We start from the raw sequence: 17645 nt of genomic DNA, 5'->3' as shown, positions 1-17645 counted from the left end.
TTACGCAAGCGCGGGCAGCACTTCCTTCTCGAACATCTCGATTCCCGACGTGTCGTACGCGGCCTCGGGGAAGTAGAAGATTCCGTACTCGAGTCCCTGCGCCTTGAGCGCCGACAGGTTCTCGATGATCTGCTCGGGTGTACCTACGGCAGGCATTCCGCGGAACGCATCGAGCGACGCATCGGCGGCAGCTTCGCCGACCAACGGCGTCAGTCTGTCCTTCAGTGTCTCCAACCGCTGAGCCACCTCGGCTTCCGTCGCGCCGATGGCCACGTTGTAGTTGGCCGAACGGACGATGGCATCGAAATCGGTACCGACGGTGTCGCAGTGCTTCTTCAGGATCTCGGACTTGTGCGCGAAGCCGGCCGGGGTGCCGTCGAAGTTTGTGTACTGCGCGTACTTGGCCGCGATCTTGAGTGTGACCTTCTCGCCGCCACCGGCAACCCAGATGGGAATTCCGCCCTCTTGCAACGGAAGTGGACGGCACAGCGCTCCGTCGACCTGGTAGTACTTGCCGTCGAGCGTCGAGCTGCCGGTCGACCACGCCTGCTGCATGATCTGGATTCCTTCGTCGAGGCGGCCCAGACGCTCACCGGCAGAGGGGAAACCGTAGCCGTACGCGCGCCACTCCTGCTCGTACCAACCGCCGCCGATACCCATCTCGACGCGTCCACCCGTGATCAGGTCGGTGGTCGCGGCGACCTTGGCAAGGTACGCCGGGTTTCGGTAACTCATGGCGGTACACATCTGGCCCAGTCGGATACGCGAGGTCGACGCACCGAGTGCGGCCATCAACGTCCACGCCTCGTGAGTCGCTTCTTCCGTCGGCTGGGGAACGGTGTGGAAGTGGTCGTAGACCCACACCGACTCCCACGGCCCTGCCTCCGCGCGCAGCGTGAAGTCTCGCATCACCTCCCACTGCTTCGCGGGGTCGATGCCGACCAGGTCCAGACGCCAGCCTTGAGGTACGAACAGTCCGAATCGCATGTAGCGAGCCTACCTACAGTTTCCCGACGCGCGACCGGGGTGACACCCGCGGAGAATAGACCGGAATGAAGCGGAACATCATCGCCGCGCCGGCGAACGAAGTCGCGCCCAGTGCGCCAAATGCCCACCCGAGCGGGAACACCGCGGCGAGAAGACCGATCGCGAGCGGCCCACCGAACATGCCCGTGTCGTGCGTCAATCGCCATGCAGCGAGGAACTCGGCGCGCTCTTCGGGTGGGGCGATATCAGCACCGAGAGTCATGATCACGCCGTTGCCCAGTCCGTTGCCGATCCCCATCACGACAGCGACCACGGTCAATCCCACTGCACCCGTCGAAAACGGCAACATCAGGTACGACACACCGATCACCGTCAGCGAAGGCACCGCGACCAGCCTGCGGCCGTATCGGTCCATGATGTGTCCGGCCGGATACGAGCACAGCAGGTCCACGGCCGCACCGATACCGAAGATCACACTCACCTGGGCTGCATCCAACCCGAGGTGCAATGCCCACAATGGAAGAACGGCCTCACGCGAAGCCCGGGCGGCGCCCATCAGAAGGGAGCCTGTCCCGAGCGTCGACAGAGCGGCACGATGACGGCGAAGGATCTCCGGGAGGGTGACGTGCCCGTGATCGCTGTTGCCCGCCTGCACCTTTCGCGGCGGGTCGGGAACGCGGGCCATCAGCGCCCCGGCGAGCACGACGCCCACCAACTGGACGAGGAATCCTCCGCGCGCTCCCACCAGGAGAATCACGCCGGCACCGATGAGCGGTCCCAGGAAGAAACCCAACCGCCACATCGCGGCGAACGACGACATTGCTCGCGCCCGAAGACCGAGTGGCACGGTCTCGGCGAGGTAGCTCTGCCGCGCAAGGCCCCACACCGCATTCGCCAGTCCGGTCAACAGTGCGCCGATACCGAGCATCCACGGAGTCTGCGCAAGCAGACAGATCACCACTCCTGTTGCACCCAAAGAACTTCCGCCGATGATCGATCTACGCTCACCGAAACGCGACACTATCCGGCCGGCAGGGAGGTCACCGAGTACGGCACCCAAGCCACCGAGCGCAACGATCAGGCCGGCGACGGCGACCGATGCGCCCAGGTCGCGCGCGGTGACGGCCATGATGGGGGCAGCCGCACCCTGCCCGATCCCGAAGATAGCCGCCGGCACGAAAACCGTTGTGACCAGTGGCTTGAGTCCGGCAATCGCCGGCTGTTCCTTGGGCAGTGTTTCCGTCACGCGCTCACTTCTGCCGCGTCAGCGGCCCGCGAGAACCGGTTCGCCGGACGATCGAGGCCGTAGTGGCCCCGCAGGGTCGATTCGGTGTACTCGGTTCGGAAGAGCCCACGCGCCTGCAGAATCGGCACGACCCGGTCGACGAACACCTCGAGCCCTCCGGGCAGATAGGGCGGCATGATGTTGAAGCCGTCCGCTGCGCCCTTGTCGAACCATGCGGTCAACTCGTCCGCGACCTGCTCCGGTGTCCCTGCAAATGTCCGATGCCCACGGCCACCGCCGAGTTTGCCGATCAATTCACGGACGGTGAGGTTTTCGCTCTCTGCAAGATCTTTGACGAGTTGGTATCGACTCTTGTTCCCTTGGATGCGATCGATGTCCGGCAACGGTGGCAGCGGGGCATCCAGAGAATGCTCGGTGAGATCGACACCCACCATGTTCGAGAGTTGGCGCAGCGAATACTCCGGAGAGATCAGGTCCGTGAAGGACTGCTCCAGAGCCTTCGCTTCTTCTTCCGTATCCGCGATGAAGGGCACGATGCCCGGCAGTACCTTGATCTCGTCGGGACTACGCCCGTACTTGATCAGCCGCGCTTTGAGATCGTTGTAGAAATCCTGCCCCTGCTCGAGTGTTCGTTGAGCGGTGAACACGGCTTCGGCATACCTCGCCGCGAAATCCTTACCGCTCTCGGAGGAACCGGCCTGTACAAGCAGCGGACGTCCCTGTGGAGACCTCGGCGAATTGAGCGGGCCAGCCACCGTGAATCGTTGACCGTCATGGTCGATGCGATGGACACGATCAGGATCGGCGAAGATTCCGGTCTCTTCGTCCAGGACAACTGCCCCCTCTTCCCAGCTGTCCCAGAGTCCGAGCGTCACGTCGAGAAACTCCTCGGCGCGCTCGTAACGACCGCTGTGCGTCGGTACCGCATCGAGGCCGAAGTTCGCGGCCTCGTCGGCGCCGGCCGACGTCACGATGTTCCACCCGCCTCGTCCGCCACTGATGTGATCGAGGGAAGCGAACTTCCTTGCAAGAGTGTACGGATCGCTGTAACTGGTCGACGCGGTTGCAATCAACCCCACCTTCTCGGTGGCCGCAGCGATCGCCGACAGCAAGGTGACGGGTTCGAAGATCGCCTGAGTGTTGTATTTGACCCGCGGGCCGACTGCTAGACCGTCGGCGAAGAACACCGAGTCCAGCTTTCCACGCTCGGCGATTCTCCCCAGTTCCTGGAAGTGCTTGACGTCCAGAAGGTTGGCCGCATTTGTGCGTGGGTGGCGCCACGCCGCCTCATGATGGCCGACGCCCATCAGGAAGGCGTTCAGATGAAATTGTCGTTCGGACATGAGTTCGCAGAATCTTTCCGTGAAAGTGTGGTCAGGTGGTGACGCGCCAGCGCGAGAGCCGACGTTCGATCAGGACCAGAATCGCGTTGATTGTCAGACCCAACAACGAGATCGCGACGATGCCCGCATACATGTTCGGGATCTGGAAGTTGAGTTGGGAAGCGGTGATCAGATACCCGAGACCGGCTTTGGCCCCGACCATTTCGGCGGCGATCAGCACGAGAATCGACGACGCGGCGGCCATGCGGATACCCGTGAAGATCGTGGGAACTGCGGCGGGCAGAACCACCTTCTGGAACAGCCGAATCGAGGAGAACCCCAGCGAGGCAGCGGACTTGATCAGCAGGGGGTCCACTGTCCGCACACCGGAGATCGTGTTGAGCAGAATCGGGAAGGTGCAGGCGTAGATCACCAGGGCGATCTTCGATTCCTCACCGATTCCGAGAATCAGCACGAAGACGGGAAGCAGAGCCAAGGCTGCTGTGTTGCGGAACAATTCGAGAATCGGGTTGAGGAAGTCGGAGACCGGGCGGTACCAGGCGATCGCGATTCCCAACGGAACCGCGATCGCGATGGCCACGAAGAATCCGGTCAGCGCACGCGTCAGACTGGCCGAAACATGCTCTTGCAATTGTCCGTTCTCGGCGAGAGTGAAGAATGCGGACACAACTTCGGTGAAGGGCGGGAGGAAGACCTTGTCCACCAGCCCGAGCCGAGGTGCCGCTTCCCAGATCCCGAGGAAGCTCGCGATCGCAATCGACGGCTTGGCAATCCGCCAGGCGGTGGAACCAATGTAGCGCGCCGCCTTGCCGCCGGCCTGGCTCCGCTGCGCAATGTCAGGTGTTTTGTCGGCCAACGGTTTCGGGGTGGCGACCACCTCCGGCGTCGCCAATGCGCTAGACATGTGCAACCTCCTTGGCAGGATCGAGTTCGCCGGCCCGAGCGCGCTCGACTTCACCGTGCAGCAGCGTCCAGATCCGGTGCCGGAACACTCGGAACTCCTCACCTGATCGCACGTCGTCGCCGGACCGGTCGATGTCGATGTCGACGATCGTCTTGACGCGCCCCGGGCGCGAAGTCAGTACTGCAACACGTTGCCCGAGGTAGATGGCCTCGTCGATTCCGTGGGTGATGAACAGGATGGTCTTGCCGGTGGCCTTCCAGATGCGCAGAAGCTCGTCCTGCAAAGACTCTCGCGTCTGTGCGTCCAGCGCAGCAAATGGTTCGTCCATCAGCAACACTTCGGGATCGAATGCCAAGCTGCGGGCGATCGCGACTCGCTGCTTCATTCCACCGGACAACTCGTGCGGATAGCGATCCGCGAAACCTTGCAGACCGACCAGTTCGAGGTAATGCTCGGCGAGCTCGCGCCGCTCGCTCTTCTTCACGCCCTTCGCTTCGAGTCCGAACTCGATATTGTGACGTGCAGTTCGCCATGGAAGTAGCGCGTATTGCTGGAAGACGATTCCCCGATCCAAGCCTGGGCCCGTGATCTGCTTGCCGTCCAGAAGGATTCGACCAGAAGTGGGCGAACTGAGTCCTCCGAGGAGGTCCAGCAGAGTCGACTTGCCGCAACCACTCGGCCCGACGAGGACCAGGAACTCCCCCGGCGCCACGTCGATGTTGATGTCCTCGACCGCGGTGAAAACTTCGTCGGTCCCACGAATGTCGAACTGTTTGGTGACGTGCTCGAGCCGTAGTTTCGGTTCTGTGCTCATTTTGCTGCCTCCAGTGCCTGTCCGTCAGCGCCGCTGTCGGGTGAATACGTTCCGTTGGCGTACGGGTTGAATTCGTTGGTGTAGATGTCCGACGGCTTCAACTTTCCTTCTTCGAGTTCACCGTTACGGGTGAGCCAGTCGATCCACGTGCTGATCTCGGTATCGGTGATCGTTCCGCCGGGACCGGCGACTCCTGGGCTCTTCCAGTAGCTGATGAGCTTGGTGTCCTCGTTGCGTCCGCGGCTGTTGATGATCGACGTCAGCTTCGCGATCACTTCTTCTCGTGGGTGCGTCTGGGTCCAGCGAATGGCCCGTGCTGTTCCCTGTACGAAATCGGCGACCGCCTCCTTGTTCTGCGCGATGTAGTCGTCACGGAACACCAACGTGCCGTAGGTGAACGAGCCGAACAGCGATTCGTCGGTGAACAGCTCGCGAAGACCACCGCGTTCGAGCGCTGAGTCACGGAAGACCGAGCCGAGGGTGGCGACATCGATCTGTCCCTGCCGCAGCGCCTGTTCCGTGTTGACCGGCGGAACGACGATCAATTCAACCTGCTTGATCTCGTCAGGCGTAAGTCCCTGCCGCGCAAGCCATTCACGGACGACGAACTCGTGGTGCGCACCGAGGGTGTTCATCCCGACCTTCTTGCCGATCAAGTCCTTCGCCGACTTGATCGGACTGTCGTCGAGTACGTAGTACCCGTTGAAGCTCTCCTTGTCGGAGCCGTAGTACCCGATGACCGAGGTGATCGGTGAACCGGCGGAAGCCAACTTCACCACCGCACCGTTGAACGCTCCACCGAACTCGGTTTGACCGGTCGCTGCGTTCTGAATGCTCTGAGGGCCGCTGGTCGTATCGCCGATCCAGTTGAGCTCCACGTCGTTGAAGTAGCCGAGGTCAGCGGCCAGTTCGGGGTAGATGACCTGTCCGGTGCTGCCCTCGTACCGCAGGACGGTCTTGCCGTCGGCGGTCTTGACGACTTCGTCGGAGGAGCCCGAGCAGGCAACGGCAAGGCTGGACAGAGTGACAAAGGCGACGGCCGCGGCTACCGAGCGCGCGAAACGAGGGCGAATCATGAAGTTGCTTCCTGTAGAAGATGATTGGTTCAGTTCTCGGCTACACCTGTCCGGAGCGCCGTATGCGGCGCTCGGCACAGGCAGGTGTGGGGAATGTCAGTTCAACGACAACAGTTGAGCGACATGAGCGGGAAAGACCGAAACACGTGAGACTCCAATGAATGTGAAGACAGAATCGAGCCGTTAGCAGTGCCGAAACCATACGTCGGCACCCACTACCTGGGTCAACGGTTACATTCATGCCGGATTTAATGTGTGAGGTCCGTATCATGAGGGCATGCTTTCGCCGACGACTGCGCAGGACTTCGAGCAACACCGTGGCCACCTGACGTCGGTGGCCTACCGTCTCACCGGAAGTTTCAACGACGCTCAGGATGCGGTGCAGGAGGCATGGATACGCTTGCAAGTCGCACAATCGAGACAAGGAAGCGACCTCGAGATCCGGGAGCTGCGCGGATGGCTCACCACTGTTGTCGGTCGGATCTGCCTCGATCATCTCAAATCGGCCGCAGTCAGAAGAGAAAGCTATGTCGGACAGTGGCTTCCGGAGCCGATCGTCACGCCCGTCGACGCCACCGCGGGCACACCCTCAGCGACACCCGATCCGCTGGAGTACGTCGTGACGCAGGAACAGAATCGTTTTGCGGCCCTCGTCGTCCTGGACACCCTTACTCCCGCTCAGCGCGTTGCCTTCGTCCTGCATGACGGCTTCGACGTGCCCTTCGCCGAGGTTGCGCGCATCCTCGACATCGAAGTAGCCACTGCCCGTCAGTTGGCCTCGCGGGCCCGTAAAGCCGCAGCGTCGGCGCCGGTCCCGGTCAGTAGCGAGGAGCATGCTGCCGCCGTCGAGCGATTGGTGACGGCTATCGCGAGTGGAGATCTGAACGCCGTGATCGATGCACTCGATCCCGATGCCGTCCTGATCGGTGACGCAGGCGGAACGACCCGCACGGCTGTCAACATTGTGCGCGGCAGCGATCGTGTGGCGCGGTTCTACCTGGGATTGGCCCGCAAGTACGGACCGGCAGCGGTGTTCTCGATGTCACCGGTTCTCGTCAACGGACGGCTCGGCGGTGTATTCGCCGGCTCACCAGGGGATGACCAGTACCCGCAGTTCGCCGCTCGCGTTGCCGGCTTCACGGTCCGCGACGGAGTTGTGTGCGCAGCCTACGATATTGCGAATCCAGCCAAGTTCAGCGCTGTGCCGATGCTCGATCACACCGAACCCGAACGCAAGTAACGAGACTCCCATTCCTCGAGGTGTGATCTGGACACCTGCGTTCCGAACCACAGTCGGTGCAGTACATCCGATCCCAGATGATGCAATTCGGTGTGCGTCCTCCACTGCTGCGACGCCCACTCGGGTTCGTTGTGGGCGGCGTCGATCCCGGCCATCGCGCTACCTCGCAGTTCGAAGTCCAGGTCCCGTCGAAGCTCCGAAAGCTCCGACCAATTCGCCTGTGGTGCATAGTGCCTCGCGCGGATTTCGGTCAGCAGCTTGAACAGGACGCTACTCGCCCGTTCGTCGACCCAGATCAGAGTGCGTCGATGCGCACCGCGCCCCACCGTCCACAGGACCACCAACGCCACGACGACGCCGATTGCAGTCTCGAGCATGCGGCTGAGGATCAGATGTTGGACGGTCCCGTGCGCACCACCGGCCGCGCCGAGGAGAATCGCGAGGGCGGTGATGAAGATGACGGCTATCCCGTAATTCCGCACCAGGAACAGCTCGATCCCGGCCATCAGGACTGCAAGTACCGCCACCAACCACAGACCGGTCGGACTCCAGGCGTAGATGGCACCCAACAGAATCAACCCGAGGACGGTTCCGCCGATGCGGTGAATTCCGCGATAGGTGCCCAGTATTCGATCCGGTCCTTGATGAAGGACCATCGCCGCGGCGATCACCGCCCAGTCTGGGCGATCGATGCCGAGCAGGACGGTGAGGGTTCCCGCGGCCATGCAGGCAATGGACAGCCGAAGTGCCGTGACCGACGCTCGGCTGGACGGATTGCAGGCGCGGAGGAACCGATATCGGATCGTCGGATCGGGCAGAGGCGGGTGAGCCCCGACCTCGTCGACGTCGAACGCGGGGTCCGCCATGAGCTCCGGATCGTGGTCGTCGGAGATCGCTCTGGCCATCGAGATCTGCGCTCGTTCGAGTTCACGGGTCAACGGATGGTCTTTCCCGACGATTGCGCCGCGGTAAAGGCACTGCCACGCGTCGTGCAGCCGAAGTGCTGCAGCGTGGCGTTTGTCTCGCGTGAGTTCGGGTGGGGCGTACGCCGCCTGAGCGTCCGTGTACTCCGCAACGGCCGATACGGCTGCCTGTACAGCGCTGCGTTCGACAGCTCTCGGTGCCCACAGGATTCCCGTCATCGAGACGACCACCGCGCTGATCCCACCGATTGCCGTCCACATCGCGACCTCGACCGGCGGCTGGCCGGGAGTGGCGATCACGGAGCTGATCTCGGTGGTGAGCAACAGAAAGAACGCGCCCGGTGGACCCAATCGAAGCGCGTCGACGGTGAAGGCGCAGGTCGACACCACGACGGCCATGATCAGCACGACAAAGACGAGCAGCACCGTCGGCGCTCCCTCGGCGATGGCTCGGTGGACGGGCTCACCCACTGATGCCCCGATGAAGGACAGGATCGTCAGCGCCGTCGCGGCGATACCGACTGCCTTCCACCTGCTCCGGTACGGACGACCCTCACCGTAGATCGATGCAAATGCACCGAGGCCGACCAGGAGCGAAGCAGACCCGAATCCGAGCAGTGTGGCGATGGCCGCCGGAATCGCCAGGGCGAGGGCGACGCGAACCGCTCCGGGGTACCTGTTTCCCACCGGCGGCAATCCGAACAGGACGCTGCGCGCCGGCCGCGGAGCCGGGAGGTTGGACTCGTGACCCGCTGATGTTTCTTCGGGGTCCACTGCCCATCCTTCGCGCCGGCCTGTTCGTGTCTGTGTCGTCCCATTCTTGCGGGCGGCCGACGTGGAATTCGAGGCGGGTCCGGAGGTCGATTCGACCACCCCGTTATTGACACTCTGTCAACAGTGTGGATGATAGGTGGAGTCGGATCCGCTCGCGGGTCGCACTTCATCGATCGGGAGAATCACGATGACGCAAGGATCTACCGCAACCCGAACCACCGAACGCCGGTCCCCGTGGATGGACGACGAATTGGAGGCCGTGGCCGACCTGGCAAGGAACTTCTTCGCCAAACACGTCACACCGCATCAGAAACGCTTCGCGTCCCAGGGTTTTCCCGACAAATCCGCATATCGGGAACTCGGGACGCTCGGGCTCGCCGGCATGTCGATCCCCACCGAGTACGGCGGCGGAGGAGGAACGTTTGCGCACGACGCCGTGCTGTTCCACGAGCAGGTCATGGCGGGTGATCATTCACTCCAACTCGGCGTGCACTCGGGAATCGTGCCGCACTACCTCAATGCCTACGCCGATCACGAGCACAAACTGCGCTGGCTACCGAAGCTGGTGAGTGGCGAGTGGGTGGGCGCAATCGCCATGACCGAGCCCGGCACCGGATCCGACTTGCAGAACATCACCACCCGCGCCGTCCGCGACGGTGACGACTATCTGATCAGCGGCGCAAAGACATTCATCTCGAACGGTCGCAATTGTGATCTGGTGATCATTGCCGCCAAGACCGATCCCAGCCTCGGAGCGCGTGGAGTGTCGCTCATCGTGGCCGAGGTCGATGACAACACACCGGGTTTCGAGCGCGGGCGAATACTCGAGAAGGTCGGACAGAAGGGCCAGGACACCACCGAGCTGTTCTTCGACCGCTTGCGGGTGCCTGCAACAAACCTGCTCGGGGACCGCGAAGGCACAGGGTTTGCCCAGCTGATGCAGCAGCTACTGCCCGAACGATTGATCTGTGGGGTTGCAGCCACTGCGGCAATGGAGCGTGCAGTCGCCCTCACCGTCGAGTACACCAAATCCCGAAACATGTTCGGGCAAAAGCTCTTCGATCTGCAGAACACCCGCTTCGAACTTGCCGAGTGCGCGTCCATCGCTCGTATCTCACGAACGTTCATCGACGACTGCATCGTCAAATATCTTGCCGGGCAGCTCGATGCGACCACCGCCGCGATGGCCAAGTACTGGCTCACCGATCAGCAGTGCGCCGTGATCGACCGCTGCGTGCAACTACACGGCGGGTACGGCTACATACTCGAATATCCCATCGCTCAGATGTACGCCGACGCTCGTATTCAGCGAATCTACGCCGGATCGAACGAAGTCATGAAGGACCTCGTGGCGAGATCACTCTGAGCAATCAGGAATCCGCCTCGCACGCCGGCAGAACGTCACGCACGATGGCGAGCAAACTGCGTACCAGCAGAAGGTGCACCTGTTCGCGGTCGAGCGCTCCCGTCACCAACCACTGCTTACTGGCGGCCTTCGCCAATCCTCCGTACGCCACGATCATCGAATGAACAGCAGCCTCGCTGCCTTCGCTCGGTCGAATCTCGAGCGCATCCATCATGCGTCGCGCAGCAACGTCGTCAGCGTCCTGCAGGATCCGGTCCATCTCGGGATCACGGCGGAGGTCGTCGGACATGACTGTCGAGATCCACATGTCGCGATGACGCCAGGCGACGTCGAGCCACCGATCGATCACGGCGCCGATCCGCTTCTCCTGGCTCGCCGATCGCGGAATGCGGTCCACCGCCACTTCAGGAATGAAGACGAATCGCCGCACGACGTCGAGGTACAACTCCCGCTTGGAGCCGAAGTAATGATTGAGCAGCGGACGACCGACCCCGGCCGCCTTGGCCAACTCGGTCATCGAGACGTCGGCAAAAGACTTCTCCTCGAAAACCTTTGCCGCGCTGACAATGATCTGCTCACGCCGGTCTTCAGGACCGAGACGCTTTCCGCCTGTGGCCGACGCGGACGTCATTCTTTTCTCGCGGGCGTGCTGTTGACCGTCGCCTGCGCTTCGACCATGAGCGAAATGTGTTCCACCAAACGCTTACGAGAGATCTTGGAGGACGGGGTGTGCGCCTGATAGATGAACGCGAGGGCACCGAACAGCCCCACCGAATTGAGTTCGGAGTTCGCGGAGTCGGTTGCCTCGCCGCCGTACATCAGCTCGAGCGACGCGGAGATCGGATTGGTGAACTCCGCCATCAATTCTCGCCCTCGATCCCACAGCGCAGGTTCCGCCTGGGATTCGACGAACATGATGCGTCCACGGCGCGGATCCTTGAATACGTAGGTGGTGAAGGCCTTCACCACGTGACGGATCAGGGCCGACGGTTCGGAAGGCGCCGCCTCGAGAGCGTCCAGAATAGTGTCGCGTGCCCCGAGAACGACCTCGTCGAGCACGGCGACCAGCAGTTCGTCACGATTGGCGAAGCTCTCGTAGAAGTACCGTTCGGTCAGCGCAGCCTCGCGGCAGGTCGCACGCATGGTCGCGGCGGCCGCACCCTCGGTGCCCATGATCTGCAACCCGGCTTCGATCAGCTGTGCCCGGCGCGCGGCGCGGCGATCTTCTGGTTCCTGCCCACGCCACCTGCGCGGGCCTGTGCGCCGAGCCTCGGTATCCGTCATGTCCCCATGTTCTCACTGACCGGCAGTGCTCTCGACCTCAGGTTATCGCGGCGACCTCGGCAAGCGAACTGACATCGCACGATGTCAATCAATTCAATTCTGACATCAATCGCTGTTGACATCACTTGATGTCAGACTTACTCTTCGTTCAGTTGTTCACGCACCAATCAGGAGGCGTCACACATGGTCGACATCGACCCAACCTCGGGGCCATCGGCCGGTGACGAGGAAACTCGAACTCGCCGAACACGAGTCGTCGTCATCGGAGCCGGTTTCGGCGGCATCGGAACGGCTGTCCGCTTGAAGCAGTCCGGGATCGACGACTTCGTCGTTCTGGAACGTGCTGCGGAGCCCGGGGGGACCTGGCAGGTCAATACCTACCCCGGTGCACAGTGCGACATCCCGTCGATTCTGTACTCGTTCTCGTTTGCGCCCAATCCGAACTGGACGCGGCTGTATCCGCTACAGCCCGAGATCTACGACTATCTCCGGGATTGCGTCCGTCGCTTCGGACTGGCCGGTCATTTCCACTGCAACCAGGACGTGACAGAAGCTTCGTGGGACGAGCAAGCCCAGATCTGGCGGGTACACACTGCGGAAACCGTCTGGGAGGCACAGTTCCTGGTCGCGGCCACCGGCCCGTTCAGTGCCCCCGCCACACCCGACCTTCCCGGGCTCGAATCGTTTCGTGGTCAGATGTTCCACACCGCGGACTGGAACCACGACCACGACCTTCGCGGTGAGCGGATAGCCGTGGTCGGCACCGGCGCCTCTGCGGTGCAGATCATCCCCAGACTGCAACCGCTCGCGGACACGTTGACCGTGTTCCAGCGGACACCGACGTGGATCCTGCCGCATCCGGATCAGCCGATGACCGGCTGGCCAAGCGCTCTCTTCGAGCGGGTGCCGCTCACCCAACGACTGGCACGCAAGGGACTCGACCTGCTTCAAGAAGCCCTGGTACCCGGATTCGTGTACAAGCCGTCACTGCTCAAAGGGCTGGCCACACTCGGCCGAGCACACCTTCGCCGGCAGGTGCGGGACCCGGAGCTTCGCGCAAAGCTGCTCCCCCACTACGCATTCGGATGCAAGCGTCCGACGTTCTCGAACACCTACTATCCCGCGCTGGCGTCACCCAATGTGGAGGTGGTGACGGACGGAATCGTCGAGGTGCAGGAGCGCGGAGTTCTCACCGCGGACGGCGCCTTCCGGGAAGTCGACACCATAGTCATGGGAACCGGCTTTCGGATGGGAGACAACCCGTCTTTCGACATCATCCGAGGCCAGGACGGCCGCAGCCTCGCACAGACGTGGAACGGCAGTGCCGAGGCCTTCCTCGGCACCACTATCAGCGGTTTTCCGAACTTCTTCATGATCCTCGGCCCCAATTCCGTGGTCTACACCTCACAGGTCGTCACGATCGAAGCCCAGGTCGAGTACATCGTGAGCTGCATTCTTCAAATGGACGAGCGCGGCATCGGCAGCATCGACGTCCGCGCAAACGTGCAACGCGAGTTCGTACGCGCAACAGACCGCCGACTCGCCACCAGCGTGTGGAACGCCGGGGGGTGCAGTAGTTACTACCTCGTCGACGGCGGCCGCAACTACACCTTCTATCCCGGATTCAACCGATCATTCCGCGCCAGGACCAAACGAGCCGACCTCGCTCACTACGCGCAGGTACAACCCGCCTCGTCCGCAGCACTCACCACTGCTCGAGAAACCGTGAGGAGCCGATAATGCTCGGCATCAACGCCTTCCGAGGCACACCCGTCGTCGCACCGTCCGGCGCTCGCCGCTACACCGACGAAGCACATGCGATCGCCGCCCGTGACGTCGATTTCGACTGGGACGGCGTACCACTGCATTACGTGCCGAACGAACCGATGGTCACCCACGTCATCAACTTCATGCATCTCGTGTTACCCGAGGGAGAGCGGGCCATGTCCGCAACGCTCGCCGAAGCACTCCCGCTCATCGAGGACACCCGCCTGCACGAAGAGGTGGTGGGATTCGTCGGCCAGGAAGCAACACACGCGTCGTCGCACAAAGGTGCACGCGAGCATCTTGCGGACCTCGGCATGGACATGAAACCGATGTCACGCCGGATGGACTGGCTCGTGGACAAGATATTGGGCGACAAAGGATTGACCGGAAAAGCCAAGCACGCCTGGCTCTGTGAACGTCTCGGCTTGTTTGCCGCCATGGAGCACTACACGGCAGTGGTCGGGGAATGGCTGCTCACCGATCCCGCCCTCGAAGATGCCGGCATGCACCCGATGATGCTCGACATGGTGAAGTGGCACGGCGCCGAGGAAGTCGAACACCGCAACGTAGCCTTCGACGCCTACATGTACGTGGACGGCAGCTACGCCAGACGCGTTCGCACGGCGCTGCTGGCCAGCTTCACATTGTTCGTGCTGTTCATCGCCTCGATGAACTACCTGTTCCGACAGGACCCGTCCACGACGAAGGGCCGACTGTGGCCTCTCCAACTGATAAGCGCCACCCGTCGTGGCCTGGTACCCAACATGAAATTCCTGATCACCGAGATTCCTCCGTATCTGCGGCCGAGCTTCCATCCTTCCCAGATCGGGGACATGGACGTCGCCATGCGTTACCTCGCTCGCTCGCCTGCTGCCAATCGTTCTTCCGAAGCGAGCGCAGGATGAACAAGACGACTGACGGCAGTTCCCACGACGCACCCGACTTCACACCGACCCGGTCGTTGAGGTTTGCCGCGCAAGCCACCGGCGCATACCGCCGAATCTTTGCAGCAAGTCCAGCAGCGCACATACTTTCGCGCCCCAGCCCGGTCCGCTACAGCGGGTTCGACATGACTCTGGACGTGAAGTCCGTCCGGTCAGAGTGCGACGACGTCCTGAGTGTCACCTTGACCCCGGGGGAAGGAATCACCCTTCCGTCGTGGATTCCCGGCGCCCACCTCGACATCTTTCTCCCCTCGGGAAGGCAACGACAGTATTCGCTGTGCGGCGACCCCGACGACTTGTCCTCGTATCGGATCGCCGTCCGGAGGATCGACGAGGGTGGGGGCGGCTCGCGCGAGATACACGAGTCGCTGAAACCCGGCATGGTTGTGGACGTTCGAGGGCCACGCAATGCATTTCCGTTTGTCGCTGCTCCGTCGTACCTCTTCGTTGCGGGCGGAATCGGGATCACTCCGCTCCTTCCCATGGTGCAACGTTGTCACCGCCGCGGAATCCCGTGGCGTTTGGATTATCTCGGACGAACTCGGACGGCCATGCCATTTCTCGACGAGATCGAGGAATACTCCAGCGGCCGGGTAACCATCCGACCGGACGACGAGTTGGGCCCGACGGATATCGAAACACTGGTCGCTGCTGCGGATCCCGGTGCCGCGGTGTACACGTGCGGACCGGCGCCGCTGATGAACATGGTGCGCGCGGCGACCTTCGCCGGCAATCCGACCGGATCGGTGCACAGCGAGAGGTTCTCCCCACTCCCGGTAGTCGACGGCAAGGAGTTCACGGTGCATCTGGCGCGCACCGGTCTCACCGTCGATGTGGGCGAGTCCGAAAGTGCCTTGGCTGCGATACGACGTGCACTTCCCGGAGTCGCTTATTCCTGCCAACAGGGCTTCTGCGGTACGTGCAAGGTTCGGGTGCTCTCAGGGAGCGTCGATCATCGAGACACCTTGCTCACCGAATCCGAACGTACAGATTCGATGTTGACCTGTCGATCACGTTCCACCGGTGCATCTTTGGTGGTGGACCTGTGAGGGGAGAATTCTCTCTTGCGGCCGCCGACGCAGACTTCGTCCGATCCGCGCCGCTGGTGATCACTCACCGGATCGAATCCGAAGCGACGTGCGAAAGCTTGTGGCAGACGTTGACCTCGGACGGAGCGCTCACGTCGTGGGCGCGCGGGATCACCGGCGCCGACTGGACCTCGGCCAGACCATTCGGCATCGGGACTACGCGAACCGTGCGCGCCGGCGCTTTTGCTGCACTGAACGAGAGATTCTTCCGCTGGGACGAGGGGCACCGGATGACGTTCTACGTGGAGTCGGCGTCACTGCCGGGGTTCAAACGCTTCGCCGAAGATCTGGTGCTGGAACCGACTTCGACTGGCAGCCGCCTCACCTGGACGTTCGCTGTACAAGCGCAGCCGTGGTTCGCCCCGATTCTGGCTCTGTCCCGACCGATCCTCGAACGCGTCACTCGCAGCTGGGCCGACGGCGCCGTCCACCACACACTTCAAGGAACTCCACGATGACGGCGACCGAGATCGACACGACCACACAGGCGTCCGACGACACGGTGACACAGGCAGTGCGCGACGCCCGAACTGCTTCCGAGTGGTGGGCAGAACTGACATTCGAGCAACGCGCTCGTCGACTGGATCGGTGGCGTGGAATCATCGCTCGTCGAGCATCCGAACTCGCCGACGTCGTGCACCGGGACATGGGCAAGCCGCACCCTGACGCGATGCTCGAAATCGCCATGGCACTCGAACATCTCGCGTGGGCGTCGAAGAATGCCCGAAAGGTATTGGGCAGGCGCAGCGTCCGCTCCAGTTTGTTGACGATCAATCAGGCCGCCTCGGTGGAGTATCGACCTCTCGGGGTGATCGGTGTGATCGGTCCGTGGAACTATCCGGTCTTCACCCCACTCGGTTCGCTCTCGTTCTCGCTGGCTGCAGGCAACGCCGTGGTCTACAAGCCGAGTGAGTTCGCGCCGGCAGTCGGGCAATGGTTGGTCCGAGCGTTTGCCGAGGTCGTCCCTGAACATCCTGTGCTGCAAGTTGTCACAGGCGACGGTTCGGTCGGCGCGGCACTGTGCCTGGCCGGTGTCGACAAGATCGGGTTCACCGGATCGACCGCGACGGGCAAGAAAGTCATGGCAGCGTGCGCCGAGACCCTCACACCGGTGTTGATGGAATGTGGCGGTAAGGACGCGCTCGTCCTTGATGCCGACGGAAATGTTGGTGCCGCCGCGGATGCTGCGGTGTGGGGCGCATTGTCCAACTCCGGTCAAACCTGTCTGGGCGTCGAGCGTGTATACGTGCACGAACAGGTCTACGACGAGTTTATCGACAAGACAATCACTTTGGCTGCCCGAGTTCATGCGGGTCCGGGGGCCGAAGACAAGATCGGTCCGATCACCATGCCCGCGCAAGTGGCTGTAATCCGGCGCCACATCGACGACGCGGTGTCTCGAGGTGGACGTGTCGTTCTCGGAGGGCTCGGCTCGATCTCCGGCCAGTATGTGCAACCGACCATCATGGTCGACGTCCCCGAAGACAGCCTCGCCGTCACGGAGGAAACTTTCGGCCCGACGATGACGATCACCAAGGTCGCCTCGATGGACGAGGCGGTGGAGTTGGTCAATGCGTCGCCATATGCATTGGGAGCAAGCGTGTTCGGCAAGGATGGAGTGGCTGTTGCCGATCGGCTCCGATCCGGAGGAGCGTCGGTGAACTCTTACGTGATGTATGCCGCGGTTCCCAACCTGCCACTGGGTGGGGTCGGAGCATCTGGTTTCGGACGCGTTCACGGCCCAGATGGTCTGAAGGAGTTCACCTATGCCCGGTCGATGACCAGGCAACGATTCCGTTCGCCCCTACCACTGACGACGTTTCGACGGACCGCCCGAATCGACTGGCTGGTCAAGGTTCTCATCCGCGCTCTACACGGAAGGCACTGAA

The 17645-nt window shown here is 62.3% G+C and carries 16 protein-coding genes; 7 read left to right on the top strand and 9 right to left on the bottom strand.

All coding sequences use genetic code 11. The annotated features are described in order from the left end of the window. The 6 genes from H351_RS09855 to H351_RS09830 are packed head-to-tail and all read right to left on the bottom strand — an operon-like array spanning window position 1 to window position 6370. Complete coding sequence (locus tag H351_RS09855; RefSeq protein WP_020970501.1) at window positions 1-987, bottom strand: LLM class F420-dependent oxidoreductase; 987 nt, start codon at window positions 985-987, stop codon at window positions 1-3. Window positions 988-1000: 13 nt separating this feature from the next. Continuing rightward, window positions 1001-2233 (bottom strand): MFS transporter, encoded by a 1233-nt coding sequence (locus H351_RS09850; protein WP_029256033.1) that lies wholly within the window; start codon window positions 2231-2233, stop codon window positions 1001-1003. Continuing rightward, window positions 2230-3576, bottom strand: a complete 1347-nt coding sequence (locus H351_RS09845) for an LLM class flavin-dependent oxidoreductase (protein ID WP_021332204.1) — start codon at window positions 3574-3576, stop codon at window positions 2230-2232. Before H351_RS09845 ends, H351_RS09850 begins: the two co-directional genes overlap by 4 nt. Window positions 3577-3607: 31 nt before the next feature. Next, window positions 3608-4480 carry an ABC transporter permease gene (locus H351_RS09840; protein ID WP_029256034.1) on the bottom strand — a complete coding sequence of 291 codons (873 nt, stop codon included), beginning with the start codon at window positions 4478-4480 and terminating at the stop codon, window positions 3608-3610. Further along, a complete protein-coding gene (locus H351_RS09835; RefSeq protein WP_003940477.1) occupies window positions 4473-5294 on the bottom strand; it encodes an ABC transporter ATP-binding protein in 822 nt (273 codons plus the stop codon). Before H351_RS09835 ends, H351_RS09840 begins: the two co-directional genes overlap by 8 nt. Further along, on the bottom strand, window positions 5291-6370 hold the full coding sequence (locus H351_RS09830; protein ID WP_019744955.1) for an ABC transporter substrate-binding protein: 1080 nt from the start codon (window positions 6368-6370) through the stop codon (window positions 5291-5293). The genes H351_RS09835 and H351_RS09830 overlap by 4 nt, the downstream gene beginning before the upstream one ends. A 277-nt stretch (window positions 6371-6647) precedes the next feature. Here H351_RS09830 and H351_RS09825 point away from each other — a divergent pair, with 277 nt between their 5' ends. Further along, on the top strand, window positions 6648-7610 hold the full coding sequence (locus H351_RS09825; protein ID WP_029256035.1) for a sigma-70 family RNA polymerase sigma factor: 963 nt from the start codon (window positions 6648-6650) through the stop codon (window positions 7608-7610). Here H351_RS09825 and H351_RS09820 read toward each other — a convergent pair. Next, the gene (locus H351_RS09820; RefSeq protein ID WP_029256036.1) at window positions 7586-9307 is read right to left on the bottom strand and encodes an FUSC family protein; all 1722 of its coding nucleotides are present in this window, start codon (window positions 9305-9307) and stop codon (window positions 7586-7588) included. The genes H351_RS09825 and H351_RS09820 overlap by 25 nt on opposite strands. A 187-nt stretch (window positions 9308-9494) precedes the next feature. Between H351_RS09820 and H351_RS09815 the strand changes: the two genes are divergently transcribed. Continuing rightward, window positions 9495-10673 (top strand): acyl-CoA dehydrogenase family protein, encoded by a 1179-nt coding sequence (locus H351_RS09815; protein ID WP_029256037.1) that lies wholly within the window; start codon window positions 9495-9497, stop codon window positions 10671-10673. A 4-nt stretch (window positions 10674-10677) separates the two neighbouring features. On the opposite strand, the gene H351_RS09810 is transcribed toward H351_RS09815, so the two are convergent. Beyond that, a complete protein-coding gene (locus H351_RS09810) occupies window positions 10678-11304 on the bottom strand; it encodes a TetR/AcrR family transcriptional regulator (protein ID WP_020970505.1) in 627 nt (208 codons plus the stop codon). After that, window positions 11301-11957 (bottom strand): TetR/AcrR family transcriptional regulator, encoded by a 657-nt coding sequence (locus tag H351_RS09805; protein ID WP_020908817.1) that lies wholly within the window; start codon window positions 11955-11957, stop codon window positions 11301-11303. The genes H351_RS09810 and H351_RS09805 overlap by 4 nt, the downstream gene beginning before the upstream one ends. Before the next feature lie 183 nt (window positions 11958-12140). Between H351_RS09805 and H351_RS09800 the strand changes: the two genes are divergently transcribed. The 5 genes from H351_RS09800 to H351_RS09780 are packed head-to-tail and all read left to right on the top strand — an operon-like array spanning window position 12141 to window position 17644. Next, the gene (locus tag H351_RS09800; RefSeq protein WP_029256038.1) at window positions 12141-13697 is read left to right on the top strand and encodes a flavin-containing monooxygenase; all 1557 of its coding nucleotides are present in this window, start codon (window positions 12141-12143) and stop codon (window positions 13695-13697) included. Then, a complete protein-coding gene (locus H351_RS09795) occupies window positions 13697-14629 on the top strand; it encodes a metal-dependent hydrolase (protein ID WP_029256039.1) in 933 nt (310 codons plus the stop codon). The genes H351_RS09800 and H351_RS09795 overlap by 1 nt, the downstream gene beginning before the upstream one ends. Beyond that, complete coding sequence (locus H351_RS09790) at window positions 14626-15717, top strand: PDR/VanB family oxidoreductase (RefSeq protein WP_029256040.1); 1092 nt, start codon at window positions 14626-14628, stop codon at window positions 15715-15717. The genes H351_RS09795 and H351_RS09790 overlap by 4 nt, the downstream gene beginning before the upstream one ends. Then, on the top strand, window positions 15714-16214 hold the full coding sequence (locus H351_RS09785; RefSeq protein WP_029256041.1) for an SRPBCC family protein: 501 nt from the start codon (window positions 15714-15716) through the stop codon (window positions 16212-16214). The genes H351_RS09790 and H351_RS09785 overlap by 4 nt, the downstream gene beginning before the upstream one ends. After that, window positions 16211-17644 carry an aldehyde dehydrogenase family protein gene (locus tag H351_RS09780; protein WP_029256042.1) on the top strand — a complete coding sequence of 478 codons (1434 nt, stop codon included), beginning with the start codon at window positions 16211-16213 and terminating at the stop codon, window positions 17642-17644. The genes H351_RS09785 and H351_RS09780 overlap by 4 nt, the downstream gene beginning before the upstream one ends. The last annotated feature ends 1 nt before the right edge of the window (window position 17645 follow it).

It is taken from the genome of Rhodococcus erythropolis R138 (assembly GCF_000696675.2).
Lineage (GTDB): Bacteria > Actinomycetota > Actinomycetes > Mycobacteriales > Mycobacteriaceae > Rhodococcus_F > Rhodococcus_F erythropolis.
Note: the sequence above shows the minus strand (reverse complement) of the source record. Positions and strands in the feature narration are given on the sequence as shown.